General features: G+C 58.8%; 21 protein-coding genes and 1 tRNA gene. 18 read left to right on the forward strand and 4 right to left on the reverse strand.

Annotated elements, in window-relative coordinates; translation table 11 throughout:
* Positions 1–13: 13 nt before the first annotated feature.
* The 9 genes from ACSSNI_RS03730 to ACSSNI_RS03770 all read left to right on the forward strand — a co-directional run bounded on the left by ACSSNI_RS03730 (position 14) and on the right by ACSSNI_RS03770 (position 10,871).
* Entirely contained in the window at positions 14–2,749 is a 2,736-nt protein-coding gene (locus ACSSNI_RS03730; RefSeq protein ID WP_200639376.1) for a motility hub landmark protein FimV, read from the forward strand.
* A gap of 2 nt (positions 2,750–2,751) precedes the next feature.
* The gene (truA, locus tag ACSSNI_RS03735; protein ID WP_200639377.1) at positions 2,752–3,618 is read left to right on the forward strand and encodes a tRNA pseudouridine(38-40) synthase TruA; all 867 of its coding nucleotides are present in this window, start codon (positions 2,752–2,754) and stop codon (positions 3,616–3,618) included.
* Between the two features lie 124 nt (positions 3,619–3,742).
* Positions 3,743–4,366 carry a phosphoribosylanthranilate isomerase gene (locus ACSSNI_RS03740; protein ID WP_159968188.1) on the forward strand — a complete coding sequence of 208 codons (624 nt, stop codon included), beginning with the start codon at positions 3,743–3,745 and terminating at the stop codon, positions 4,364–4,366.
* 224 nt (positions 4,367–4,590) lie between these two features.
* A complete protein-coding gene (accD, locus tag ACSSNI_RS03745) occupies positions 4,591–5,484 on the forward strand; it encodes an acetyl-CoA carboxylase, carboxyltransferase subunit beta (protein WP_200639378.1) in 894 nt (297 codons plus the stop codon).
* A complete protein-coding gene (gene folC / locus ACSSNI_RS03750) occupies positions 5,481–6,785 on the forward strand; it encodes a bifunctional tetrahydrofolate synthase/dihydrofolate synthase (protein ID WP_200639379.1) in 1,305 nt (434 codons plus the stop codon). Before accD ends, folC begins: the two co-directional genes overlap by 4 nt.
* Positions 6,769–7,398 carry an SPOR domain-containing protein gene (locus ACSSNI_RS03755; protein WP_200639380.1) on the forward strand — a complete coding sequence of 210 codons (630 nt, stop codon included), beginning with the start codon at positions 6,769–6,771 and terminating at the stop codon, positions 7,396–7,398. The genes folC and ACSSNI_RS03755 overlap by 17 nt, the downstream gene beginning before the upstream one ends.
* Before the next feature lie 114 nt (positions 7,399–7,512).
* Positions 7,513–8,025, forward strand: a complete 513-nt coding sequence (locus tag ACSSNI_RS03760) for a CvpA family protein (RefSeq protein WP_200639381.1) — start codon at positions 7,513–7,515, stop codon at positions 8,023–8,025.
* An 84-nt stretch (positions 8,026–8,109) separates the two neighbouring features.
* On the forward strand, positions 8,110–9,615 hold the full coding sequence (gene purF / locus ACSSNI_RS03765) for an amidophosphoribosyltransferase (protein ID WP_200639382.1): 1,506 nt from the start codon (positions 8,110–8,112) through the stop codon (positions 9,613–9,615).
* Positions 9,616–9,659: 44 nt separating this feature from the next.
* A complete protein-coding gene (locus ACSSNI_RS03770; RefSeq protein WP_200639383.1) occupies positions 9,660–10,871 on the forward strand; it encodes an O-succinylhomoserine sulfhydrylase in 1,212 nt (403 codons plus the stop codon).
* Between the two features lie 88 nt (positions 10,872–10,959).
* Here ACSSNI_RS03770 and gspD read toward each other — a convergent pair whose 3' ends face one another.
* Both gspD and ACSSNI_RS03780 read right to left on the reverse strand, forming a co-directional pair.
* On the reverse strand, positions 10,960–13,230 hold the full coding sequence (gene gspD, locus ACSSNI_RS03775; RefSeq protein ID WP_200639384.1) for a type II secretion system secretin GspD: 2,271 nt from the start codon (positions 13,228–13,230) through the stop codon (positions 10,960–10,962).
* Between the two features lie 3 nt (positions 13,231–13,233).
* The gene (locus ACSSNI_RS03780; RefSeq protein ID WP_200639385.1) at positions 13,234–13,869 is read right to left on the reverse strand and encodes a type II secretion system protein N; all 636 of its coding nucleotides are present in this window, start codon (positions 13,867–13,869) and stop codon (positions 13,234–13,236) included.
* A gap of 343 nt (positions 13,870–14,212) precedes the next feature.
* Between ACSSNI_RS03780 and ACSSNI_RS03785 the strand changes: the two genes are divergently transcribed.
* The 5 genes from ACSSNI_RS03785 (at position 14,213) to ACSSNI_RS03805 (ending at position 19,175) form a co-directional block, all read left to right on the forward strand.
* Positions 14,213–14,289: transfer RNA gene (locus tag ACSSNI_RS03785), tRNA-Asp, on the forward strand.
* Between the two features lie 383 nt (positions 14,290–14,672).
* Complete coding sequence (locus ACSSNI_RS03790; protein WP_102836201.1) at positions 14,673–16,310, forward strand: methyl-accepting chemotaxis protein; 1,638 nt, start codon at positions 14,673–14,675, stop codon at positions 16,308–16,310.
* Positions 16,311–16,542: 232 nt separating this feature from the next.
* Positions 16,543–17,982: a cytochrome ubiquinol oxidase subunit I gene (locus tag ACSSNI_RS03795; protein WP_148926224.1), complete on the forward strand. Its 1,440-nt coding sequence runs from the start codon at positions 16,543–16,545 to the stop codon at positions 17,980–17,982.
* 3 nt (positions 17,983–17,985) lie between these two features.
* Positions 17,986–18,993, forward strand: coding sequence for a cytochrome d ubiquinol oxidase subunit II (cydB, locus tag ACSSNI_RS03800; RefSeq protein ID WP_102836203.1), 1,008 nt, complete (start codon positions 17,986–17,988; stop codon positions 18,991–18,993).
* Between the two features lie 23 nt (positions 18,994–19,016).
* Entirely contained in the window at positions 19,017–19,175 is a 159-nt protein-coding gene (locus tag ACSSNI_RS03805) for a DUF2474 domain-containing protein (protein WP_102836204.1), read from the forward strand.
* A 278-nt stretch (positions 19,176–19,453) separates the two neighbouring features.
* Here the strand turns inward: ACSSNI_RS03805 and ACSSNI_RS03810 are convergent, their stop codons facing one another.
* Positions 19,454–20,491 (reverse strand): AraC family transcriptional regulator, encoded by a 1,038-nt coding sequence (locus ACSSNI_RS03810; protein WP_200639386.1) that lies wholly within the window; start codon positions 20,489–20,491, stop codon positions 19,454–19,456.
* Complete coding sequence (locus tag ACSSNI_RS03815) at positions 20,488–21,498, reverse strand: carbon-nitrogen hydrolase family protein (protein ID WP_200639387.1); 1,011 nt, start codon at positions 21,496–21,498, stop codon at positions 20,488–20,490. The genes ACSSNI_RS03810 and ACSSNI_RS03815 overlap by 4 nt, the downstream gene beginning before the upstream one ends.
* A gap of 216 nt (positions 21,499–21,714) precedes the next feature.
* Between ACSSNI_RS03815 and ACSSNI_RS03820 the strand changes: the two genes are divergently transcribed.
* From ACSSNI_RS03820 to ACSSNI_RS03835, 4 genes are all read left to right on the forward strand, one after another.
* A complete protein-coding gene (locus ACSSNI_RS03820; protein ID WP_200639388.1) occupies positions 21,715–23,745 on the forward strand; it encodes an NADPH-dependent 2,4-dienoyl-CoA reductase in 2,031 nt (676 codons plus the stop codon).
* A gap of 64 nt (positions 23,746–23,809) precedes the next feature.
* Entirely contained in the window at positions 23,810–24,250 is a 441-nt protein-coding gene (locus tag ACSSNI_RS03825) for a nuclear transport factor 2 family protein (RefSeq protein WP_325166583.1), read from the forward strand.
* 189 nt (positions 24,251–24,439) lie between these two features.
* Entirely contained in the window at positions 24,440–25,801 is a 1,362-nt protein-coding gene (locus ACSSNI_RS03830) for a chromosome partitioning protein ParA (RefSeq protein WP_200639389.1), read from the forward strand.
* Positions 25,802–25,844: 43 nt separating this feature from the next.
* Positions 25,845–26,759 (forward strand): 1-aminocyclopropane-1-carboxylate deaminase/D-cysteine desulfhydrase, encoded by a 915-nt coding sequence (locus tag ACSSNI_RS03835; protein WP_200639775.1) that lies wholly within the window; start codon positions 25,845–25,847, stop codon positions 26,757–26,759.
* Positions 26,760–26,767: the final 8 nt, after the last annotated feature.

Below are 26,767 nucleotides of genomic sequence, written 5' to 3' on the forward strand. Positions count from 1 at the left end.
AAGGATTTACACAATGGTTCGGGTTCGCAATCTGGTGCTGGCAATCGCGGCTGCTACCGCGCTGACTTCCGAAATGGCTTATGCGCTGGGCTTGGGCGAGGTCACGCTGAAGTCTGCGCTGAATCAACCGCTGGTAGCCGAAATCGAACTGCTGGATGCCAAAACGCTAGCGCCCGGTGAAGTTGTGCCGGTTCTGGCATCCGCTGAAGATTTCAATCGTGCAGGTGTTGATCGCCAGTATTTCCTGACTGACCTGACCTTCACCCCGGTTTTACGCCCAGACGGCAAAAGCGTCATTCGCGTGTCTTCGACCAAACCGGTTCGCGAACCCTATCTGAATTTCCTCATCGAAGTGCTCTGGCCAAGCGGTCGTCTCCTGCGTGAGTACACGTTGCTCCTGGATCCGCCACTGTATTCGCCTGAGATTGCGGCTTCAGTCGCGCCGCAACTGCCGGTTGCCACTCCGGTTTCCCGGCCGGCCGCTGCCCCGCAAGTCGCGTCCCGATCTACCTCTTCGTCTTCCACGACTCCTGCGTCGCAGGGTGGCGAATATAAAGTTACCCCTAACGACACGCTTTGGGAGATAGCAGAGCGGGCCCGTCTGGGTGGTACCGTCCATCAAACCATGTTGGCCATTCAGGATATTAATCCGGACGCGTTCATTGGCAACAACATCAATCGAATGAAGAACGGTCAGGTGCTTCGCTTGCCCAGCGCCGAGCAGATTGGCCGTCGGTCGCAAGCAGAGGCGATTCAGGAGGTTGCCCAGCAGAACGCGAGTTGGCGACAGGCTGCGGGCCCTGGGGCGCCGGCTGCTCGTCAGCTCGACGCAACCCAGCGCGGCTCAGCCGATGCTGCACCCTCGCGTAGCGAGCAAGGCGATAACCTCCGCCTGGTTGCGCCAGCGGCCGGTAAGTCTACCGTTGGCAGTGATGGGGGGGACGGCGCTGACGCTGCAGCGTTGCGCGACAAGCTGGCTGTCAGTGAAGAAAGTCTTGATTCCAGTCGTCGAGAAAATCTCGACCTGAAGGATCGTCTAAATGATCTGCAGGGGCAGTTGGATAAGCTACAGCGCTTGATGCAGCTAAAAGACGACCAGCTCGCCAAGTTGCAGGCGCAGCTGGCGTCCGGGGCAGAGGCAGGTCTTGACTTGGCTGCTTCGCCGTCTCCCTCGGTCGATGAAGCCGGCAACAGCGCTACGCCTGTGACGCAAGCGGCCGAGGTTGTCCCTGAAGTTGCTACTGAGGCCAATCCTGCTCCGAGCGCCGCGCCTCAGCCGCCCCAGAGTGAGAAGTCAGAAGCTCCTGAGCCGGATGTTCAGGCGCCTGCTGCTCCCGCGGCACCGGTTTCTGCTCCGCAAGAACCGCAAGCCGACGGCTATGTTGATGAATTGATGGGTAGTCCCGTTCTACTCGGTGTTCTGGGTGGCAGCGCGTTGTTGCTCCTGCTGGTTGGATTAATGGTGCTGTCTCGTCGCAACGCGATGAGAGAGGCTGAGTTGCAAGAAAGTCTTCTGGCCGACAATTCGACTGATAGCTTTTATGTTGCGCAGCATGAGCTCGATTCGTCCGACACTGAATCTGCTGATCTGGGGGCCTCTCACGATGCTGGTCAGGTTTCTGCTGACTCGCTGGCAGGTACGGGCAGCGATCCCCTGGCGGAAGCAGACATCTATATTGCCTACGGTCGTTTTAACCAGGCAGCCGAGCTGCTTCAGAATGCGCTGAATGACGAGCCACAACGTAGCGACCTGCGCCTAAAGCTCATGGAGGTCTATGCTGAGCTTGGCGATCGAGAAGGGTTTGCCCGCCAGGAAGCAGAGCTACGGGAAATAGGTGGTTCGTCTGCGGAGATCGAGCAAACTAAGGCGAGGTATCCAGCAATGGCGGCCGCAGGTTTTGGCGCGGTGGCTGCGTCTGTCTCCGCGAGCGACGACCTCGACAGTTTCAGTCTGGATGATCTTGAGTTGGAAGAGCCTGCCCCCTTGGCGGAGCAACAGGCGGATGATGATTTTGATCTGAGCCTTGATGATCTCGAACTAGAAGATGACCTGACGGACCTCTCCGTTACGCCTGTCGGTGGGTCCGCTGTGGAGCGGGATGACGTCAACTTCGACGAGACGGGCCTGGATGCCGCAGCACAGGACCAAGCTGCAGATGACTTTTCGTTTGATCTAGACGAGCCGGCAACTTCCAGCAATGTCTCCCTGGATGATGAGCTGGCTGGCTTCTCCCTCGATCTAGATGAGCCATCTTCCAGTTCGGCTGCTGGCGATGATTTGATGCTGGGTCTTGCAGGCGAGACTAAGCCGGCCTCGAGCGAGTCAGTGGATGAGCTTGACTTTGGGCTTACTGACCCCGACCAGCCCACGGACATGCCGGACGAGTTCGATCTGTCCTTGGACGACGAGCCTGTTGCAGAGCCTGCGCCGGAAACATTCTCTTCTGAGTTGGAGGTGGTCGAGGCGGATCTGGAAGATCTGTCACGCGATTTCAATGAGCCGCTTGATCAGTCTCCAGCAATGACGACTGGTGCGGTTGAGCCGGTTGCGTCGACACCTGAGGCGCTTGACGACGATTTCGATTTCTTTGCCGATACTGATGAGACCACCACCAAACTTGACCTCGCGCGTGCCTACATCGACATGGGTGATGCTGAGGGTGCCCGCGATATTCTGGACGAAGTAATGAGCGAAGGAAGTGACAACCAGCAGCAAGAGGCGCGAGAGATGCTCGCCAAACTAGCCTGACTATGATTGAAGCAGTACGCCCAGCGGCAGCCGATTCGGCTGCCGCTGACGTTTTCAGAATTGCCCTCGGCGTCGAGTACAAAGGCGCCCGTTATCGGGGCTTCCAACGACAGCGTGACGGCGTACCGTCCATTCAGCTTTCGTTGGAAAATGCTTTGAGCAAGGTTGCTGGCGGTCACCCGGTGACGTTGAGTTGCGCTGGGCGTACCGATGCGCTCGTTCACGCGTGCGCCCAGGTCGTGCATTTCGATACGCCAGTGAAGCGGTCCATGCACGCCTGGGTCATGGGTACGAACCAGAACCTGCCCAGTGATATAAGCGTGACCTGGGCCAAGGAGATGCCGAACAGCTTCGATGCGCGTTTCAGCGCCATGGCTCGTCGTTACCGATACGTTATCTATAACGACCACATACGACCTGCCCATCTGGCCGAAGAGGTAACCTGGAATCACCGCCCTCTAGACATCGCTCGCATGCGTGAGGCAGCTACAGCCTTCGTTGGAACTCATGACTTCAGTGCCTTCCGTGCTCGCCAATGTCAGGCAAAATCGCCGATCAAAACAATTCATCACCTTGAGTTACTCGAACATGGCAGGCTTATCGTCATCGATGTTCGGGCCAATGCCTTTCTGCACCATATGGTGCGTAACTTTGCTGGCGTTCTAATGACAATTGGTGCCGGCGAACGGCCTGTGGCATGGGCTCGGGAGGTACTGGAGTCGCGGGTGAGGCGTACTGGTGGAGTGACGGCCCATCCGTACGGGTTGTATCTCGTTCAAGTGGATTATCCAGAGCAGTTCCAGTTACCAGAGCGCTTTTTGGGGCCACACTTCCTGTCAGGGCTGCCGGATGTTCGCGCGCTCCAGTGATGAAGCAAAAGGCTAAATTCGAACGGGCCTTGGCGATGCAGGATGTTAGGCGGGCGGGTGATGCAGGTTGCAGCCTCTTGTGCTTTTGTTACCATCCGGGGTCTTCTCTTGCAGGTGCCCGCCGTTGCCTATCGTTCGTAGCAAGATCTGTGGAATTACCCGCGTCGAGGATGCGCTTCTTGCGGCTGAAGCCGGGGCGGACGCAATCGGTCTGGTGTTCTACCCCAAGAGTCCGCGGGCAGTGAGTGTGCAGCAAGCCTGGAATATTGTTGCTGCTCTGCCACCTTTCGTCACAACCGTCGGCTTGTTCGTCAATGCATCGCGTAGCGAGATCAGCGCAACGCTCGATGCCGTACCGTTGGATATGCTTCAGTTTCACGGTGATGAAAGCCCCGCCGACTGCGAAGGTTTCTGTCGACCCTGGTACAAGGCGCTCCGCGTCCAGACGGGCGAGGACGTTCAGCGGCAGGCTGCACGCTATGCTGGTGCCAGCGCCATTCTGCTCGACACTTTTGTTGCTGGCGTTCCTGGGGGGACTGGCGAGATTTTCGACTGGTCGCTCATACCCGCTGACCTCCCTAAGCCTTTGATACTTGCCGGCGGGCTGACTTGCGAAAACGTCCAGCAGGCCGTAGCTGAGGTGCGGCCGTTCGCCGTGGATGTGAGTGGGGGAGTGGAACTTAGCAAGGGCATCAAAGATGCCGCGAGTGTGAGGGAGTTCGTTCGGTTGGTAAGGGCGTCGATGTGACGAACGGAGGTTGCTTGCCGTCCAGTTACCATTGGCTGGATTGTCCAGGCCCATCAATGATGAGCTGCCATTGGTGGGGTTAGGGGCAATTGTCAGTGGCAGCGTTTTGTGAATAGTGCCTACGCGACGCAGTGACTCCGGTTGGACACTTGTCGCAAACGTGAATTTTGCCGGTGCGTGCAGTCGCTACGCGCGGGACTGACAAACTGTGGAGAACAAAAAGCATGAGCAACTGGCTGGTAGATAAGCTGATCCCCTCGATCATGCGCTCTGAGACGCAGAAAAGTTCAGTACCCGAGGGGCTTTGGCATAAATGCCCGTCCTGTGAGGCGGTTCTCTATCGCCCGGAGCTGGAAAAAACCCTGGATGTCTGTCCGAAGTGCCAGCATCACATGCGGATCGACGCGCGAACTCGCCTGGATATATTCCTCGATAAGGAAGGCCGTGAAGAGATCGCTGCAGACCTCGAGCCAGTCGACCGACTGAAATTCCGGGATAGTAAGAAATATAAGGACCGGCTCTCCGCTGCGCAGAAGCAAACCGGGGAAAAAGATGCCCTGATCGCAATGACTGGGACCTTGATGCATATGCCGGTTGTAGCTTGTGCGTTCGAGTTTTCGTTCATGGGCGGTTCTATGGGGGCTATCGTTGGGGAGCGTTTTGTGCGTGCTGCGAACGCTGCGCTTGAGCAACGGTGCCCGCTGGTCTGCTTTGCAGCGTCCGGCGGTGCTCGGATGCAAGAGGCGCTGATTTCGCTGATGCAGATGGCCAAGACATCTGCAGTACTGGCACGTATGCGCGAGGAGGGGTTGCCCTTCATCTCCGTTCTTACCGACCCGGTTTATGGGGGGGTATCGGCAAGTCTCGCCATGCTGGGAGACGTCATTGTCGCAGAGCCTAAGGCGCTGATTGGTTTCGCCGGTCCGCGCGTTATCGAGCAGACCGTGCGTGAGAAACTGCCTGAAGGTTTCCAGCGCAGTGAGTTCTTGCTTGATCATGGTGCGATCGACTTGATAGTCCCTCGTTCCGAGTTGCGCGCTCGTCTATCGCGTCTGTTGGCCCAGCTTCAGCAGTTGCCTACTCCGGGCGAACCCGCGTTAGTCACGGCTGACGCATGACCGGGCGCAGCCTGGGAGGCTGGCTCGAGTATCTTGAGCAGCTGCATCCTGTTGCTATTGATATGGGCCTTGAGCGGTGCCGCGAAGTCGCCGCAAGGCTAGGACTGACACGTCCGGCTTGCCAGGTCGTCACCGTAACCGGTACTAATGGCAAGGGATCCACGTGCGCCTTCATTGCGCGAATGCTGGCAGGGCAGGGTAAGACGGTGGGTGTTTACAGCTCACCGCATCTGTTGCGCTACAACGAACGGGTTCGTGTCAACGATGCCGATGCGACAGACGAGGCCTTATGCGAAGCATTCGAGGCAGTGGAGCAAGCGAGAGGCTCTGTTTCCCTCACCTATTTCGAAATGGGTACGTTGGCCGCTTTTTGGCTCTTTGAGCGCGAAGCACTTGATGCAGTGGTCCTTGAAGTTGGGCTAGGCGGGCGTCTCGATGCAGTTAACCTAGTCGATGCGGACGTGGCGGTGGTTACCAATATCGGTTTGGATCATGCCGAATGGCTTGGGACTACCCGCGAAAGCGTGGCCTTTGAAAAAGCCGGGATATTTCGCCCTGCAAAGCCCGCCGTATGTGGCGACTTTAATCCGCCAGAATCTTTGTTGGAAAGCGCGTCCCGTTCCGCTGTGCCTCTATTGGTCCGTGGGCGCGATTTTGATCTGAGCAAGGAGGCGGGCCGTTGGCATTGGCGTGGCAAAACCGCCGATGGACGTAGCCTGGAGCTGTTAGATCTACCGATGCTCTCCCTTCCACTGGATAACGCTGCGTTAGCTTTGCAGGCCTTTGCATTGCTTGAATCGTCATGGCAGCCGGAGCAGCTCGTCGAGGCATTGCAAGACACTCGCGTTACCGGTCGCCTGGATCGGCGCACTGTCTGCTGGCGCGGTGTTGAGCTGACGATCATGCTTGATGTTGGGCATAACCCGCACGCGGCTGACTATTTGGCAGGTCAACTGCCTCATAAATCGGCGTCCGGTCGCCGCCTTGCCGTCTTCGGCCTTTTGGCTGACAAGGATCTTTTGGGTGTCATCAATGCGCTGAAGACCGTTTTCGACTCCTGGGCGGTGGCGCCCTTGGGAACCCCTCGGTCGCGAACGGCAGGCGAGTTGAGATCGGCATTGATGGAGCGAGGCGAGGCCGTCACTATCTGCTCTGGAATACCCGAGGCGCTCCAGCAGCAGTGTGAGCAGGCGCGCAAGGGTGACGAGATAGTAGTGTTTGGATCATTTTACTGTGTGGCTGAGGCGCTGGCTTGGCTAGATCAGCTCGCATCGAGCGGAGGGCATGCTCTTGGTAGATAGAAGATTGTTGCAGCGTATTGTCGGCGCGTTGGTGCTTGTTGCGCTGGCGGTAATATTCGTACCGATGCTTTTCAATCGAGATGATGCCGGCCAGCAGATCGCTGTTGATGCTCCGGCAATGCCAGAGACACCTGCTGCGCCGATTATTGAGACCCAGCCTGTAGAGGTCCCTGAGCCAGCGGTCGAAGCCATCCCTGAAGATTACGAGATTATCGAAGAAGACTCTGTCGCCGAATCCAGTATTCCCGCTAATCCGATCGATCCAGTTCCAGCGGAGGCACAGCCTGCGCCGGAAGCTTCCGAGCAGGCAGTCACCGCAGCCCCACCGCTCATGCCAGAAAATGCGGAAGAGCAGCGGCTGGATACTGCCAACCTGCCGGTTAGTTGGTCGGTGCAGCTGGCCAGCCTTTCCAGTCGCGAGAACGCCGAGAAGTTGCAGAAAACTCTGCGGTCTCAAGGTTATAACGCCTATATACGCACTGCGGACGGGATGAATCGAGTATTCGTGGGGCCGTTGGTGGAGCGGGCGGAGGCCAATCGCTTGCGTGATCAATTGCAGCGACAGCATAAACTTGACGGATTCGTAGTACGTTTCAAACCAGAGCAACGCTGATTTTGATGGTGCTCCACCCCTTTTAACGCCAGTCGGGAGGGCGCCTCCACGGTGCTTACTCCCAAGCGGGCGCTCTGCTAAAATACGCCGCCTTTCTCCTTTGCAGGAAACCCTGTGGCATTCACTTGGGTCGATTGGGCGTTTATCGCCGTTGTGGTCATTTCCAGCTTGATCAGTTTGAAACGAGGCTTCGTTAAGGAGGCGCTTTCACTGCTCACCTGGATCATCGCCGGGGTTGTTGCCTGGATGTTTGGTGGCGCGCTTTCGCACTACCTCGCGGAGTTCGTCAGCACACCTTCCTTTCAGGTCATTGCGGCGTGCGTAATTCTGTTCGTCCTGACCTTGTTAGTCGGGGCACTGGTCAACTTCCTCATCGGAGAACTGGTGCGGGTTACTGGCCTTTCCGGTACTGATCGTTTCCTTGGCATGGTATTCGGCGCCGCTCGAGGGGGGCTGTTGGTCGTGGTATTGGTTGGCCTGCTCAGCCTCGCCCCTGTCCAGCAAGATCCCTGGTGGCGAGAGTCGACACTTTTACCGCATTTTCTGTTGGTTGCTGACTGGTCGAAGAACCTGATTCTCGGGTTTGGAAGTCAGTGGGTGGCCGGTTCGCTCGATGCTTCAAGCTGAGGCGAGCACTCATTAGAAGGACGTGCCAAGGCTCAAGCCTGTGCTATGTCCGGATCAGCCTGTAACAACTGAGAGGTTCCTTGCATGTGTGGCATTGTCGGCATTGTCGGTAAGTCGAACGTCAACCAGGCGTTGTATGACGCGCTTACCGTACTGCAACATCGTGGGCAGGACGCCGCCGGAATCGTGACCAGTGACAGCGGCAAGCTGTTTCTACGCAAGGACAACGGGCTGGTACGGGACGTCTTCCAGCAGCGTCACATGCAGCGCCTGGTAGGCAACATGGGTATCGGTCATGTGCGTTATCCCACGGCGGGCAGCTCGAGCTCGGCAGAGGCGCAGCCATTTTATGTGAACTCCCCTTATGGCATCACGCTGGCGCACAACGGCAACCTGACCAACGTCGACCAGTTGACCAAGGAAATTTACGAGTCCGACCTGCGCCATGTGAACACCAACTCAGACTCGGAAGTGCTGCTCAATGTTTTCGCCCATGAGCTGGCAGTGCGGGGCAAGTTGCAGCCCACCGAGGAGGATGTCTTTGCCGCCGTTGCGAAGGTGCATGAACGTTGTGTGGGCGGCTATGCCGTGGTGGCCATGGTCACCGGCTATGGCATCGTTGGTTTCCGCGATCCGCATGCAATTCGCCCAATCGTGTTCGGCCAGCGTCACACCGATCAAGGTGTGGAGTACATGATCGCGTCTGAGAGCGTCGCGCTTGATGTACTGGGCTTTTCGCTGATTCGCGATCTCGCCCCAGGCGAAGCCGTCTACATCACGGCTGATGGAAAGTTGCACACTCGTCAGTGTGCGCCTAACCCGCACTACGCCCCCTGCATCTTCGAACATGTCTATCTGGCGCGTTCGGATTCGCTGATGGATGGCGTGTCGGTATACAAGGCGCGTCTGCGCATGGGTGAGAAACTGGCTGACAAGATTCTCCGGGAGCGTCCCGAACATGGCATCGACGTGGTCATCCCGATTCCCGACACCAGCCGCACGGCAGCATTGGAACTGGCGAACCGGCTTGGTGTGAAGTTTCGCGAAGGATTTGTCAAAAATCGTTATATCGGTCGGACCTTCATCATGCCCGGTCAGGCCGCGCGCAAGAAGTCGGTACGGCAGAAACTCAATGCCATCGATCTCGAGTTTCGCGGCAAAAATGTGATGCTTGTGGATGACTCCATTGTCCGCGGTACGACCTGCAAGCAAATCATCCAGATGGCTCGCGAAGCCGGGGCTAAAAACGTCTATTTCTGTTCGGCAGCGCCAGCCGTTCGGTATCCGAACGTTTATGGCATCGACATGCCCAGTGCACACGAACTCATCGCGCACAATCGCAGCACCGAAGAGGTCGCCGAGCTGATTGGTGCCGACTGGCTCGTCTATCAGGACCTACAGGACCTGATCGAGGCTGTTGGCGGCGGTAAGGTAAAGATTGAGAACTTTGATTGCGCAGTGTTTGACGGTAAGTATGTGACCGGCGACATCGATGACGTCTATCTGCACAAGATCGAACAGGCCCGCAATGACCTGAGCAAGAGCAAGGGCGTCGCCGGCAGTGCCATTATCGACCTGTATAACAACTGATCGACCCGGCGGCTTTGCCGCCACGGTCCAGGGTGGAAATGACTATGACAACCGACTGGGACGCAGGCCGTCTGGACAGTGATTTGTCCGGTGTGAGCATGGATACGCTGGCTATTCGAGCGGGCCAGCGCCGCTCGCCTGAGGGGGAGCATGGCGAAGGGTTATTCCTCACGTCCAGCTATGTGTTCCGAAGTGCGGCTGACGCTGCGTCGCGTTTTGCCGGTGAGACGCCGGGGAATGTCTATTCACGCTATACCAACCCCACCGTACGAGCATTCGAAGAGCGTATTGCCGCCATGGAGGGCGCTGAGCAGGCCGTAGCGACCGCGTCGGGGATGTCCGCAATCCTGGCCATGGTGATGAGCTTGTGCTCCGCTGGCGACCACGTGCTGGTATCGCGCAGCGTTTTCGGAGCTACGGTTTCGTTGTTCGAGAAATACCTCAAGCGTTTCGGACTGCAGGTCGATTACGTACCGCTTACCGATCTTGCAGACTGGGCGCCCGCATTCAAGCCCAACACCAGGTTGGTTTTCGTCGAGTCCCCCTCCAACCCGCTGGCCGAGTTGGTGGATATTGCCGAGCTGGCAGCGCTGTGTCATGGCAATGGTGCCATGCTCGCGGTGGACAATTGCTTCTGCACACCTGCCCTGCAGCAGCCATTGGCACTTGGTGCCGATATTGTCATTCATTCCGCCACCAAATACATCGATGGCCAAGGCCGCTGTCTCGGCGGTGTGGTTGCTGGTCGTGCCGAACAAATGAAGGAAGTGGTGGGATTTCTGCGCACAGCAGGACCGACGTTGAGCCCGTTCAACGCCTGGGTCTTTCTCAAAGGCCTGGAAACGCTGCGCCTGCGTATGCAAGCACACTGTGCCAGTGCGCGCGCATTAGCGGAGTGGCTAGAGCAACAGCCGGGGGTCGAGAAAGTTTATTACGCAGGGTTGCCTAGCCATCCTCAACACGAACTGGCCAAGCGTCAGCAGAAAGACTTTGGTGCGGTCCTGAGCTTCGAGGTGTCTGGCGGCAAAGAGGGCGCCTGGCGTTTCATCGATGCCACTCGCTTGATCTCAATCACGGCGAATTTGGGTGATAGCAAAACCACCATCACCCATCCCGGATCCACCACCCATGGGCGTCTATCTGCCGAAGACCGAGCCAAAGCAGGGATCCGTGATAGCTTGATTCGGGTAGCAGTGGGGCTTGAGGATGTGTCTGACCTGGAAGCTGATCTCGCACGAGGATTGGCTGCGCTTTAGATCGATACAGTAAAAAAAGCCCCGCTTAAGCGGGGCTTTTTTACTGGCTGGACGCCGACGCAACCTGTCAGTGTCGAGTGTCAGTGGTTCAGTTCTTCATCGGCTCGAAATTCACCACAAAACCATCAAGCCGCTGTTCGATCTCCAGTTGGTCCCGAATTCGACTGGCTTCCTGCCGGCTGTCTATCGGGCCCACGAACACCCGGTGCGTGCGCCCGCTGACGCGCAGGTAGGCCTCAAATCCTTCCTCGCGAAGCTTGTTCGCCAGCCCCCGAGCACTGTCGCCATTTTGCAGGCTCGCCAGCTGCACTGCCCAGCCTGAGCGAACCGGCGCTTGAACCGGAGGCTGCGGTTGTGCGGTGAAGCTCTGTGGCGCGCGTTGCGTTGCCGGTGTAGCTGGCAGACGGCTGCGTTGGCTGGGTTCGTTGGAGCGCAGGTCGATTGCCGGGGCCGGCTGACCCTGCCCATCGAACAGGCCTTCAGGCGTGGCTGGCAGGATACTCGGGCTGCCTGGGCTGGCTTCGATGACTCGGATGTCGCTGTACTTTTTGCCGGACAGCGCGGCCAGGCCAGCACGGTCGCGAATCACTGTCGGCCGTAGGAACACCATCAAGTTGCGTTTGATGTGACTCTCCTGGGTGGAGCGGAACAACGCTCCCAGCAGTGGGATATCGCCGAGCAGCGGCACCTTGGAATCGGTACGAGTCACGTCGTCCTGAATCAAACCACCCAGTACGATGACTTGGCCGTCTTCGGCGAGGATGGTGCTCTTGATCGATCGCTTGTTGGTCACCAGGTCCACGGCCTGCGCCGAAAGGCTTGCGGACGGTGCGATCGATGAAATCTCCTGCTCGATCTCCAGGCGCAGCGTGGCGCCCTCGTTGATATGCGGGACCACCTTGAGTGTGACGCCAATATCCTCTCGCTCGATCGTGGTAAACGGGTTGTTCGCACCAGACGCGTCGGTTGTGTATGTGCCGGTCTGGAATGGCACATTCTGGCCCACCAGAATCTCGGCTTCCTGATTGTCTAGCGTCAGCAGGCTCGGGGTCGAAAGCAGGTTGCTCTTGCTGTTGGCAGACAGTGCGGTAATCAGTGCACCAAAGCTACGCGTGCCGACACCGATGATGGCGCCGTCGGGCAGATTGCTCGGGATCTCATTGTCATTGATGGCATTGAGCACGCTGCCGATAGAGAGCCCCGTGTTACCAAAGCTGACACCACCGACTCCGCCAGTGCCTCCTCGCGCATCCACGGCCCACTGCACGCCAAGTGCGTCAGTGATGTCCCCGGATACTTCGACGATGGCTGCTTCCACCATCACCTGGGCCCGGGGCACATCGAGTTGGCGAACTATCGATTCGAGCGTCGAGATCAGTTCCGGTTCGGCCAGCATGACCAGAGCGTTGAGGCTCTCGTCGGCGCGAATGAGTATGTTCTGCTGGCGGCCACCCTGGGCTTCGCCATCCCCAGGCGCGGCGAGCCCTTCAGAAATGTCTCCGAGCGTCTCGGCGAGCGATTTGGCGTCATTGTGGCGCAAGCGAATCACTCGGGTATTGGCTGAGCGCGTGCTGGGTGAATCGAGTGTCTTAGCCAGGCTGGCCAACTTCTGGCGAGCCAGTTCTGGTCCGGTAAAGATCAGACGGTTGGTGCGCGAATCGGCAATGATCTGTGCACCGGCAGTGTCTTTGGCTTCTCCGCGTGCCAAGGTGTTACGCAGAACCTCAGCGATGTCCACAGCCCAGCCGTATTGCAGATTCACCACCGAGTAATCGTCGTTTTGGGCTTTGTCGAGCTGGCGTACCAAGTCTTCGATGCGCGCGATGTTGGCGCTGCGGTCGCTGATGATCAGCGCATTGGCTGAGCTGACGGCCGCAAGGTGCCCATATTGCGGCACCAGGGGACGGATCAATGGAATCAATTCAGTGGCAGAGGTGTGCTGGACCTGGATGACGCGGGTCTCCAGCAGATCTCCACCGGTCGGTCCTCCGCCAGCCTCCGACTTGGCTTCAGCATTGGGCACGATTCGAGCTACTTCACCCTGGGTGAGCACGCTGAAGCCGTGGGTGGCCATGACTGACAGGAAGAGCTGGTAGATTTCTTCAAGGGAAAGGGTCGTTGACGACACGACGCTCACTTGTCCCTTTACGCGAGGATCGACGATAAAGGTCTGCCCGGTCAGCTGGCTTATCTGATCGATAAAGGCCCGGATATCCGCATCCTTGAGGTTGATCGTCCAGCCGTCCTGTTGGGTCTCGCTCGGCTCGATTCCTGGGTCGGCGGCGTGCAGAGGCAGGGAAGCGGCAAGCAGACCGGCGGCGAGCAAAGCAATGAGCGGGCGGGAGGAAAATGGCAGCATCGGTCAGTTGTCTTCCGTGGTCTGTTCGTCGGAGGGCATGGTTTCTGGCGGGCTTGTAGTCCCTTCCATCTGTTGCCGGAGTGCTTCCATCTGCTGTTGAAGCATCTCGGCTTGCGGGTCGAGTATTTCCTCCTCCGCTGGCTCACTATAGTCGGGCAGGCTATCGAGCGCGGCCGTGGGGGAGCGAACGCTTGGGAAAAATAAGCTCTCGATACGAGCACCACGCTTCACTTCGACCCTGTCTGGGTGAACGCTGTACAGGCGCACCCCCGATTCAAGCTCCTGGTCAATCCGGTAAAGCTGCGGCGGTTGGCTGCTCAGCTGAATGATTGCGGTCGACCGAGCCGGGTCCGCATGAACGAAGCTGCCTAGCAAGGTTAGATTAGAACTCGATTCGCCGGGCCTATAGCTCTGGTCGGTTGAAGGGGGAGACCCAAATAGCTGCTCCATTCGCTCGAGATCAGGTGCGGCCCCGGCAGCTTGGCGATCGTCCAGCATAGCGGCAGGCGGCGTTTGAGTCAGTTTGAGCCAGGTCATGATCTGGCCAGCCAGATAGAGGCCGAACAGCACGACGACAACTGCGCTAACGACCAGGGGCGCATACTGGCGAACTTTCTGCAGTGCTGCGGGGGAAGCCAAGCTAGGCGCTCCATGAAACCAAGTAATTGATGATGGTGACCGCTTGTTCGGATCGCGGAAGCTGCAAGCGGCGGGCTTGGCTGGCAGTGTAGACCCAGACCATGACAAACAAGCACCTGACTATGCCAGTGCAACTGACTGTTTTTCAGGCAAAAGGTGCCCAGCGGCCGGTCAATTACAGCAACCATTTGGGTTCGCCGTTATTTTTTTATAAATAATCGCGGCACAGTGTTGACTTGGTGAGGGGGGGTGCGTAAATTGCGCGCCTCGCAGGGCGATCAGCCACTAGTCACAACGGTTGAGGATTGAAGCTTTGCGAATCGGACGAAAGTCCGGCCGACGCGCAGCGGTAGTTCAGTCGGTTAGAATACCGGCCTGTCACGCCGGGGGTCGCGGGTTCGAGTCCCGTCCGCTGCGCCATATCTGCTTCCCATTTGCGGAAGCCACGCGAAAAGCGGCCATAAGGCCGCTTTTTTCGTTTCTACCTTCCTCATGCTCGTTTCGATCACTTCAATATGCCTCACCCACGCCGATGCGTCTGGTCTGGGTCTGCGCGCCCTTGTATCAAGCTAAATTCTCAAACTTGTACATCCAGCGTGCAAGGTGGAGGTTTTTTCGCTCTATGGGAGGGTTTTGCATCGGAATAACTACTTATTACTGCCGATAAACGCGAAATACTTGTACAAATATATATCAATGTGCCATCTTCTTGTGCAGGATATGGCCGCCTCAGAGTTTTCTGGTGGCGCGCCGTAACGACCTTTATCGCTGGCTGCCTAGCAGCTCCCGTACAGAGACTCATCATGAACAAGCATATGTCAGTGTCCAGGCGCCTCGGTCTCGGTTTTTTCGTCGTACTCGCGTTGATGGCGGTTGTTGCGATGATCAGTGCGTTCAAGGTCGACACCATTGATCAGACCATGAAGAGCATCAGTTCTCAGGCAGGTTTGAAGCAGCGATACGCGATCAACTTCCGAGGAAGCGTTCACGACCGGGCAATTGCAGTACGCGATGCGGTAAGCGCGGCTGACCCGAATTTTGCGCGTAATCGGGTAGCTGAAATCGACCGGCTTGCAAAAATGTATGCCGACTCGGCCGGTCCGATGAAGGCAATGTTGGCCCAGCGCACCGCTGACCCTATCGAGCTTCAACTGATGGGACAGATCGAAGCGGTAGAAGTGAAGACCAATGAGCTGACCAGGCAAGTTATCGACATGCGGTTCGCTCAAGGCTCGGAACGAGCCTACGCCTTTCTCCTGGAAAACGTCGCAGGTGGCTATGACGAATGGCTGCGCCTGATCAATGCCTTTATCGATCATCAGGAGATGTCCATAAATCAGCAGGTGACCGTGGTACGTGATACGGCTAGCGGCTTTCTCATGCTCATCGTCACTGTCACCGGCATAGCGATTTTATTGGGCACGGCGATCGCAGTGCTGATCATCCGCAAGTTGCGATCAACCCTCGGCGCAGAGCCAGATGAAGTGGCCCGCGTAATCGGCAACCTTGCCGATGGCGACCTCGGCCAGGTGATCCTCACCCGCTATCCGGACAGCGTCATGGGTGCGACTGCAAAAATGGCCAGCCGATTGACCGGCATCATCGCCGAAGTTCGTGCGGCTGCAGACGGGCTTGGCGTGGCGTCAGGGGAACTGCTGACCTCATCGTCCAACAGCAATCAGCAGATCCAGCAGCAGTCCGCCGAGGCCGAGCAGGTGGCGACCGCGATCAATCAGATGGCAGCGACCGTCAGTGAAGTCGCCAACTTTGCTGCCCGCGCCGCGTCTGCAGCCAAAAGTGCCGACGAGCAAGTCGAGACCGGTACCCGTGTGGTGGGTGAAACGGCGATATCGATCCACAATCTGGCCAAGGTGCTTGAGGAGGCCACCGAAACGGTTACCCAGGTTTCCGAGCAAAGCGGCAGCATCGAAAAAATTCTTCAGGTCATCACCGCCATTGCAGAGCAGACCAACCTTTTGGCCCTGAATGCTGCCATCGAGGCGGCGCGGGCCGGGGAGCACGGCCGAGGATTCGCGGTCGTGGCCGACGAGGTGAGGTCGCTGGCTAACCGTACCCAGCAGTCATCGAGTGAGATCAGTGAAATGATCGAGTCCTTGCAGGCTGGAGCAGGCAAGGCGACAGAGGTGATGCAGGCCAGTAGGCGAATGGCGCAACAGACGGTCGAGCAAACTCACGAGGCGGAGGGGGCGCTGTCGAAGATTCGCCAAGAGGTCGGCTCGATCAACGAAATGAATGCTCAGATCGCAACGGCCTCGGAAGAGCAGAGTGCGGTGGCCGAGGAGGTGAACCAGAGCGTCACGCGCATCCATGATTCGGCCGTCGCCAGTTCTGCTGCCTCCAATCAAGTCGCCGCCTCGAGTCGAGACCTGACGACGCTCGCTCAGGAGTTGAATCGCAAGGTGGGTTACTTCCGAGGCTGATGCTGCGTGATGATGCCTTGCTGATGCGCTGAACCCCGCGACGTGACCGTTGCTGCACATGCCAGACAGCAACGTGCCAGAGGTTGGCCTGACCACAACCTTCGAGCGTTTACCTTGACCTGCGTCAACCTGTAACGGGGTAATCGACGCACCCTTGCGGTTTAATGCTGTCAGTAATGCGTGCTTTGACTAACAAGCCAGGGGCTGGTGGCTTACTGACGAGGGGTGGTTAATGTTCGGTTTGGAAGCGCTTGAGCTTGCGCGAATCCAGTTTGCTTTCACGATTTCGTTCCACATCATCTTTCCAGCGATCACCATTGGTTTGGCGAGTTTCCTGGCGGTGCTGGAAGGGTTGTGGCTGAAAACCAAGCGCCAGGTCTATCGAGATCTGTACCATTTCTGGCTGAAGATTTTTGCCGTCAACTTCGGTATGGGGGTGGTCTCTGGCATCGTCATGGCGTACCAGTTCGGCACGAACTGGAGCGCCTATTCCGAGTTTGCTGGGAGCGTCACGGGGCCGTTGCTGGCTTATGAGGTACTCACCGCGTTCTTCCTCGAGGCCGGTTTCCTCGGTGTCATGTTGTTTGGCTGGAACCGCGTTGGCGCTGGGCTGCATTTCTTTTCGACATTAATGGTCGCAGTCGGCACCTTGATTTCAACCTTCTGGATCCTGGCATCCAACAGCTGGATGCATACCCCGCAGGGTCACGAGATTATCGATGGCATCGTGATTCCAGTGGACTGGTTTGCTATCGTCTTCAACCCGTCGTTTCCTTACCGTCTGACCCACATGGCGATTGCCGCGTTTCTCGCGACGGCGTTCATGGTAGGCGCCTCTGCCGCATGGCACCTGCTGCGCGGCAACGACAACCCCGCAGTGCGCAAGATGCTGTCCATGGCGATGTGGATGGCGCTGATCGTCGCGCCAATCCAAGCAGTGGTGGGGGATTTCCATGGTCTCAACACCCTTGAGTATCAGCCCGCCAAGATCGCCGCGATGGAGGGTCACTGGGATAACACTTCAGGTGAGCCGACGCCGCTACTGTTGTTTGGCTGGCCGGACATGGAGCGGGAAGAAACTCGCTACAAGGTCGAAATTCCTTATTTGGGCAGTCTGATTCTCAAGCACAGCCTGACCGAGCAGATCCCGGCGCTGAAGGACTTCCCCAAGGAGGACCGGCCCAATTCAACCATTGTCTTCTGGACCTTCCGGATCATGGTCGCGTTGGGACTGCTGATGATCTTCACCGGTTTCTGGAGTCTGTGGCTGCGTCGCGGCGGCAGACTGTTTCACTCCAAGCCATTCTTGCGTCTCGCATTGCTGATGGGCCCGTCGGGGATTCTTGCGATTCTCGCCGGTTGGTTTACCACCGAGGTTGGGCGGCAGCCCTGGGTGGTGTACGGGATCATGCGGACTGCCGATGCGGTATCCAACCATAGCGCCGGGCAGCTGGGGCTGACCCTGGCGATGTTCGTCCTGATCTACTTCGCGGTATTCGGCATTGGTTTCGTCTACGTCCTTCGTCTGATCGGCAAAGGGCCGATCATCAATGAAGGCAACGAGAAGGGCGCTGGTGGGCCGGGCGAGAAGCGCACGCCGATGCGGCCACTGTCCGCAGCAGACGAGGCGATCCCTCACGATCATGGTGACCAACTGGGCGAGAGGAACTGAGTTATGGGAATTGATCTTTCGCTGATCTGGGCCGTCATCATCATCTTCGGCATCATGATGTACGTGGTGATGGATGGGTTCGATCTGGGTATTGGCATCCTCTTTCCGTTTCTGGCCGATACCTCCGAGCGCGATGTCGCGATGAATACCGTGGCGCCGATCTGGGACGGCAACGAGACCTGGCTCGTCCTAGGTGGGGCCGGACTGTTCGCCGCGTTCCCGCTGGCTTATTCGGTTGTGCTTTCGGCGCTGTACCTGCCGATCATCTTCATGCTGATGGGGTTGATCTTTCGTGGTGTGGCGTTCGAGTTTCGCTTCAAGGCCAGCGCAGCCCGACAGCACGTGTGGGACAAGGCCTTTGTTGGTGGCTCGCTGGCCGCAACCTTCTTCCAGGGGGTCGCACTGGGTGCCTTCATCCATGGCTTCCCTGTGGCTGATCGCGCTTATGCCGGTGGCCCACTGGACTGGCTGACGCCGTTCTCGGTGTTCTGCGGCCTGGCCCTGATCGTGGCGTATGCCCTGCTTGGCTGCACCTGGCTGATCATGAAAACCGCCGGTGACCTGCAGAAACGCATGCATGACATCGGTATTCCGCTGGTCTGGGCGGTGCTGGCCGTTACCGGCATCGTCAGTATCTGGACGCCGCTGACCCATCCGGACATCGCAGAGCGCTGGTTCAGCATGCCGAATCTGATCCTGTTCCTACCGGTGCCGATTCTGGTGCTGGCGTGCACCTTCGGGCTGCTGCGATCAATCAAGCGTTACGCCCACTATTCTCCGTTCCTGTTTACCCTGGCGCTGATCTTCCTGGGTTACAGCGGACTCGGGATCAGCCTCTGGCCAAACATCATTCCGCCGTCCGTCACCATCTGGGACGCCGCTGCGCCACCCCAGAGCCAGGGGTTCACCTTGGTCGGAGCGCTGCTGATCATTCCGCTGATCCTCATGTACACCGCCTGGAGCTATTACGTGTTTCGCGGAAAGGTCAGTGCAGAAGACGGCTATCACTGAAACGGGCCGTCACGGAGCGATATATGCAAAACAAGCACGAAAGCGGTGCAGCCGAGCCCAAGCCGCTGTGGAAGCGCATGACCTGGTTGGTTCTGATCTGGTCAGCAAGCGTACTCGCCCTGGGAGTAGTGGCCTGGCTGATCCGACAGGCGATGACTGCAGCGGGCTTGACCTCGCCCTGAGCATCGAGCTAGAGCCTATGAGCTAACGTGCGGCGATATGGCGCGTTGTGGCTACAGCCTGCTCAGGCTATTTAATGGTCATCCGCGCTGTGAAGTGCTTCATGTTTCCGTCATGTATGCAGGTTAGTTTCGCTGGCATGGACTTTGAAAAGCAGAACTAGGCAAACCTGAGAAGAGGATCGTTTTTATGGACGACTATCAAGACGAAATACTCGAATGGCATGCATCTGAGCAGGATGGGCCAGAGCCTGCTGACGACGCGTTCGAGCTTTGACAGATCACTCGGCGCGCCGTTGTGCGCGCCGATACTCTCCCGGCGTCTGTCCGCTCCAACGTTTGAACGCCCGCTGAAAGGCTTCCGCCGAAGAAAACCCGAGTAACCAGGCGATCTCGCCGAACGCCGATTCGGTGTCGCGGATGTAAGCCATGGCGAGATCTCGCCGAGTGTCGTTGAGAATCGCTCGGTAGCTGGTGCCTTCTTCATCCAACTTTCTACGCAGCGTCCAGGGCGGCAATTGCAACCGTCCTGCGACCTGCTGCAGATCAGGTTCCTGGCCCTTAAGCATTGGCCCGAGCAGTTGAGCCACGCGCTCGCGGAGGCTGCGGGTGCGGGTGCGGAACTCCAGTTCAGCTTCGCAAAGCTCAAGAAGCTGGCGCCAGGTGCCGGGGCAGTGTTCCGGGTTACGGAGCGCCAGCGTCGCCTGATCCAACCGCAGCTGATTGTGCTCCGCTGCGAACTCGACGGGTTTTCCAAAAAACGTTTCGTAACGCGCGGCGTAGTTGGGGCGCTGAAATTCGATCTGTACCGCAACCGGAGTGAGCGGTTGGCCCGCGACCGCACCAAGTTGCGTAACCCAGCTCGCCAATACTGTGTCTACGACAAACTGGTTGTAGCAGTTGTATGGGCTGATCGAATAGAACCTGAGCCAGGCACCGCTCGCATCCTCATGAAACCCTGAGGCGCCGCGGTAGTTGCTCGCGTAAAGCGGCTCGTAGCGAATCAGCGCACGTGCGGCTTCGCGCACCGTAGGGGCTTGGGCCGAGGTCACCCCGACGAGTCCGAGGTGACCGGCCTTGCGTAGCCGCCCCATTTCGAGCCCAAGCCCAGGATCTCCCACCAGTTGCATGGCCGCATGACCCAGCCGCATGTAGCGGGGGATGGACAGTCGCGCTCGCGGCTCCGACAGCCGCGCATGGTCGAGGCCGTACGCGTCCAGCAGCGGCTGTGGGTCGATGTGTTGTTCCTGCAAGGCACTGACCAAACTGTGCACGAAGCCGACCGAAAGATCACCGAGGCGAACCCGTTGATGATTCATAGCCGACTTGGCAGCCACAGGTTGTTCAATCGCACCGGCTCGCCGTGAAGGTGTCTTGTCGGTCTGCGAGGTGAACCCACGAGATTCCAGGGTAGTCCGAGTGTCTGCACCTCCATCCGTGCCAATGTTGCCGTTGTGCTCAGGTTCGCGCCGCAGGTGTTCAGCGGTTCGTCACGCGCACCCGGCACCGCCAGCAGCTCGGCTTCTTCGGAGACGTGTCGTGTATAGCCGTCACAGCCGAGCAGCACGATCAAACGCCCAGCTGGGGTCTGGAGCACCGATGGGGCTAGCTCCGCAGGCGCTTCGCTGTAACGGCGTTCATAACGGCTCAGATGCTTCTTGTACTGCAGCGGGCCCAGCACATCGCCGTCTGGCATAAACGTTAGGCTGACCTGCCGAAGCGGCCCGCTACCGCTTCGCAGTCGACCCTCGTCCAGATAGGGTTCAGGCAGCACGATCGAGCCGGCGACGAGCGTCACGCCATACGTTTTCGCCAGACCTCCGAAAATTTCTTGATAATCATCGGCCATTTTCCGTGCCTTGAGCTTCAGTACCGCTTCGGTGCGGCGATCATCCCCTTCGTTATCCAGCAACGCCCGCAGGTAGTCCCATGGATTGCTCAGCGCCATCCATTGCATGGCGTCGCGTAGCGTACGGGCCTGCTGGACTTCAGGCTTCTCGCCGAGGGCGAACAAGCCGGTGCCGACATGCTCGGGCAGAATTACAACGGTTCGCGCATTCAGCAATCCGGCTGCTCGCGCCTGGTCCAGGTAGGTGGAGAACTTCAACCGCAATCGTTCTCGGCTCTGGTAGTCCGCCGGCATCAGCCGGGTCTCGATGCCGAGCAGGTTGCCGGTCTCACTCGGCTGGCCCTGACTCTCGATTGGCAAGATCCGGAGATCGGACAGCAGAGGCCCACTGCGACGATCACGGGTCCAGTCGAGATAGATGACGAGCGCCGCTAGGGCGACAACGGCGACGCCGAGCAACTTGCTATAGGTGCGCATGGGATACAGAACCGAAGGTGTTGCGCAGAGCCTAGGCATCGTGCTGCCGTTTGCCAAGCGTTTTGCGCGTTTCAGTCAGATAGTTGTAATTTTCGGTCATTGAGCGCGCGGCAGGTGCTGTTTATCGTCACGGCATTGCGACTGCGCCCAACAGAGGCGTGGCGACCGACCGAAGTATTACTGGCACTGGCTGTGCCGCCTGATCGAGGAACGAACATGACTGCTTTTCCGCATCTGCTGGCTCCGCTGGACCTTGGTTTTACCACGCTGCGCAACCGAACACTGATGGGCTCGATGCACACCGGCCTGGAAGAGATGCCTAACGGGTTCGAGCGCATGGCCGCCTTTTTCGCCGAGCGGGCCCGTGGAGGTGTTGGCCTGATCGTCACCGGTGGGGTCGGGCCTAACGAGGAAGGTTCGGTACGCGCTGGAGCAGCCAAGTTGTCGACTCAAGAGGAAGCAGAAGAGCACAAGGTGGTCACCCAGGCAGTGCACGAGGCGGGTGGCAAGATCTGTATGCAGATTCTCCACGCCGGGCGGTATGCCTACAGCCCTCAGCTGGTAGGACCTAGCGCCATCCAGGCGCCGATCAACCCCTTTACGCCACGCGAGCTGGACGAAGAGGGCATCGAAAAACAGATCCGTGACTTCGTCAACTGCGCAAGCCTGGCTCAGGAGGCTGGCTATGACGGCGTCGAAATCATGGGGTCAGAAGGCTACTTCATTAACCAGTTCCTGGTAGCCCACACCAACCACCGCACCGACCGGTGGGGCGGCAGCTACGAAAACCGTATGCGTCTACCGGTTGAAATCGTCCGTCGCGTACGCGAAGCGGTTGGTTCCGAATTCATCATTATTTATCGCCTCTCGATGCTCGATCTGATGGAAGGCGGCAGCACCTGGGACGAGGTACTGATGCTGGCAAAGGCCATTGAGCAAGCCGGTGCCACCTTGATCAACACCGGAATTGGCTGGCACGAGGCCCGTATTCCGACGATTGCCACCAAGGTGCCGCGCGCGGCTTTTACCAAGGTAACGGCGAAACTTCGCGGCCAGGTCGGCATTCCGCTGGTCACTACCAACCGCATCAACACGCCGGAAGTAGCCGAGCAGGTCCTGGCAGAAGGTGATGCAGACATGGTGTCCATGGCGCGTCCGTTCCTTGCTGATCCTGATTTCGTCAACAAGGCGGCCGCGGACCGCAGCGACACTATCAATACCTGTATCGGCTGCAACCAGGCCTGTCTGGACCATACGTTCAGCGGCAAACTGACCACCTGCCTGGTCAATCCACGGGCGTGCTACGAGACCGAGCTGAATTACATCCCCACCACCACGATAAAGAAAATAGCGGTGGTGGGTGCGGGCCCGGCTGGCTTGGCGGCTGCTACCGTAGCAGCGGAGCGTGGCCATCAGGTGACGCTATTTGACTCCTCGAGTGAGATTGGCGGTCAGTTCAATATCGCCAAGCGTGTGCCGGGCAAGGAAGAGTTCTTCGAAACCCTGCGCTACTTCAAGAGCAAGCTGCAGAGCACTGGCGTCGATGTCCGTCTGAACACCCGCGTCAGTGCGGCTGACCTGCTGGCGGGCGGTTTCGATGAGATCATTTTGGCAACCGGTATCGCACCGCGCACACCGGATATCCCAGGTATCGATCATCCAATGGTGATCAGCTACATCGACGCGATCCTGCAACGCAAGCCCGTTGGGCAACATGTGGCGGTGATCGGGGCCGGTGGGATCGGTTTCGACGTGTCGGAATTCATCACACACAACGGCCTGTCGACCAGCCTCGACAGAGAGGCATTCTGGCGCGAGTGGGGTATCGATCTCGCGCTGGAAGCTCGGGGTGGGGTTGCCGGAGTTCAGCCGGAGCCGCATGCGCCGGCACGGCAGGTCTATCTCCTGCAGCGCAAGAAGTCCAAGGTGGGCAACGGCCTGGGCAAGACAACCGGTTGGATTCACCGCACGGGGCTGAAGAACAAGCACGTGCAGATGATCAGCGCCGTTGAATACCTGGCGGTCGACGATAAAGGCCTGCACATCCGTGTGGCCGATGGCGAGCCGCAGGTGCTTCCGGTTGATACGGTCATTGTCTGCGCCGGCCAGGACCCATTGCGTGAATTGCAGGCCGAACTCGAGGCGGCCGGGCGTCAGGTTCACCTGATCGGCGGAGCCGATGTCGCCGCAGAACTCGATGCCAAGCGCGCCATCAACCAGGGTTCACGGTTGGCCGCTGAAGTCTGATCCAGACAAGTCCCGCTTCTCACACAGTCTGTTTGGCGGGACTTTTTCGTATAGGAGCGACGATGTGAGTACATCCCTTGCGCTACAACCGGCCGCTGGCGAAACCTTGAAACGGTGGCATCAGATGATTGCAGCAGGAGATCTGAGCCGGCTTCCGGAGCTCTTGCATCCACAGGCGGTGTTCCGCTCGCCGATGGCCTTCTTGCCTTACGAAAGCGCGGCAGCGGTCAATCTGATCCTTAATACAGTGGTGACGGTGTTCGAAGATTTTGCCTACCACCGCGAGTTGGCGAGCGCCGATGGGGCAGATGTCGTGCTGGAGTTCAGCGCGCGCGTCGGTGACCGCCAACTCAAGGGCATCGACATGATTCGCTTCGATGAAGCGGGGCTGATCACCGATTTCGAAGTGATGGTTCGGCCGATGAGCGGACTGCAGGCGCTCGGTGAGGAGATGGGCCGGCGCCTGGCACCTCAGCTCGCAGCACTGAAAGGCCGACCGGCTTAGTCCGACCCGTTCACACTTTGTCGGTGGCGTTTCGACAGCTGCTCCTGGCGCCGAAGTCGCTGCCAACCCAGTCACATTGCCGGTTTCGCTTTTTCCCCTACACTTTGCGCCAACCATGGGCTAGCGGGGCGCCACGAACCCGCAGCGCGGATTCCCGCGGGCCGTTTCAAGTTGTTGAGGAAGCCGAGCATGCAGATCAAACCGCAGACGGTCGAGGCCGTACTGTTCTTTAATGATGGCGGCGTCTGCAAGGAAATGCTCTACCCCGAGTTCGAGGCCATGCTCGATGGGGTGGTGAGCATGCGGGAATTTGCCGATCAGCAGATGCGGGTCGCGTATGTGCTGATCAACCCTCGGCTACAGATTCGCGCGGCGGTTTTCTTCTATCTCGATTTCGACGAGGACGGATCAGCCGACAGTGGCTGGAATATTCCGCTGCGCAGCCTTGCCGAACGCACCGGGCGCGGGCCGGACCTCGGCGCCGGGCCGATTCGCCTGGCATGCCGTAGCCAGTGTCCGGTGTCCTGGCACCAGATGCACTTATGGGACCCGGACTTGACGCCTGGCAAGAATCACTTCGTCATGTTGCGTGATCGCATCAAGCGCAACCAGTTGGGGCTATTGGTCGAAGAGGAGGCATCGCAAGCCGTGCCCGCCGAGCGCCTGCAAATGGTGGCCGAAGATACCTGGTACGCGCCGGACGCGGCCAAGCAGGTCGCCACTCGCCGCGCCGAGCAGCTTGAAAAGGAACAACGACTCAAGGCTGCGCAGTTGATCAAACAGCAGCGTTTGCGCATTGCCAGCCTGGAACAGTTGCGTGAGGCCGACCTCGGCAAACTTCGAGAGCTGGCCGCTCAACAGCAAGCAACGCTGCAGAACGAACTGGCTCGATTGCGTGGCGAGTTGCTTGAGCAGGAGCAGCAGACAGTGAAACTTCGCGCGCAGCTCGCAGAGCAGGCCGAGGGCTTCCAGAAGACCCGCGAAGAGATGAGCCGGCAGTTGCGTGCGGTTGAGCAGAACAGTCGCGACGAAGCTGACGCTGCCCGGGCGCGTTTCTGCACCGAGGTGCAGGTGCAAGTCGCCGCAGCGGTGGCCGAGTACAAGGAACAGGTTGCTATCCGGGACGTCGAGCTGGCTTATCGCAACGAACTGGATGCGCAGCTTCAGGATGAGATCGAAGCGCTGCAGAAGCAGGTCGGGGTGCTGACCGAGCAGACTGGTGACCGGGTGCTTGAACGTCTTACCCGGCTCGGCGTGATATTCATGGCTTATCATCCAGGCGCCGGGCATCTGACAATCGCGCTGCAGGACATGGCGGGTTATCAGGAGAATCCCCTGGCCTATGCCGCCGCTAAATGCGGTGTCTCCGAGGAGCAATACGGCAAGTGGGTTCAGCATTATCAGCAACCAACCTGTGTGGCCAGTCTCTCGACGGGCGAGCGCTGCAACATGCCATTGGATAAGGTCGACTCACCCGCACGCTTCGTGATCGGCGAGTCCAACTGTTGCGCCAGGCACCGGTCTCAGGATCGCCTGCGTACTGGTAGCTGACAGGGTCTCTATTATTTCTGTATCCATCCCCAGTCTGGCCTCGATACCGCTGCAGCGGCTTGATTTGCCTTGGCTGCACGCAGCCGATGTTCAGGTTGCCATGCTGCGCCTGGATCTGATCGACCCCGAGCTGTCCGGCAACAAGTGGTTCAAGCTCGTCCATCACCTCGGTGCGGCACAGGCCGGCGGCGCGTCAGGGCTGCTCAGCGTTGGCGGCCCTCATTCCAATCACTTGCATGCGCTGGCAGCGGCGGCCAAGCGTTACGGCCTGGGCAGCGTTGGGCTGCTGCGCGGCCATGCGCAGCAAACAGCGACTGTCGAAGACTTGCAGCGCTTCGGCATGCAGTTGCACTGGCTGGGTTATGGGGGGTATCGCAATCGGCACCGGGCGGATTTCTTCGATACCTGGCGCGACCGGTATCCCAACTACTACAGCGTGCCTGAAGGTGGCGGCGGGCTTGCTGGTGCGCTGGGTTGCGCTCCGTTGGTCGGTCACGTGCAAACTCGCTTGGCCGCCCTAGGCTGGACGGATTACGACGGCTGGTGGCTTGCTGCGGGCACCGGTACCACCTTGGCCGGGTTGGTGATCGGCGAGGCGCAGCAGCGCAGGAGAACGGTCCATGGAGCCCTGGCAGGCCCGCCTTCGCACGGTGTAGCGGACGAGGTGAGTCGATTGCTGCATGACGCTGGCACAGCTGATTCTGGGTATCAGCTGATCGATGCCTGCCGCGGTGGCTTCGGTCGATTCGACGAGCCGCTGGCTCGGTTCCTGCTGGAGACCGAAGCGATGGCAGGGGTGCCGCTGGAGCCTGTTTACACGGCCAAGGCGATGATGGCATTGCGCCTTAGTGTACAGGGCGGTTATTTTGCCTCTGGTACGCGGCTCATCTTCGTGCACACTGGTGGTCTGCAGGGCAGGAGAGCTGCTGAGGCGCAACTGGAGGAGCTGCTGCGCTGACCTCTCGC

Source organism: Stutzerimonas tianxiuensis (genome assembly GCF_053470365.1).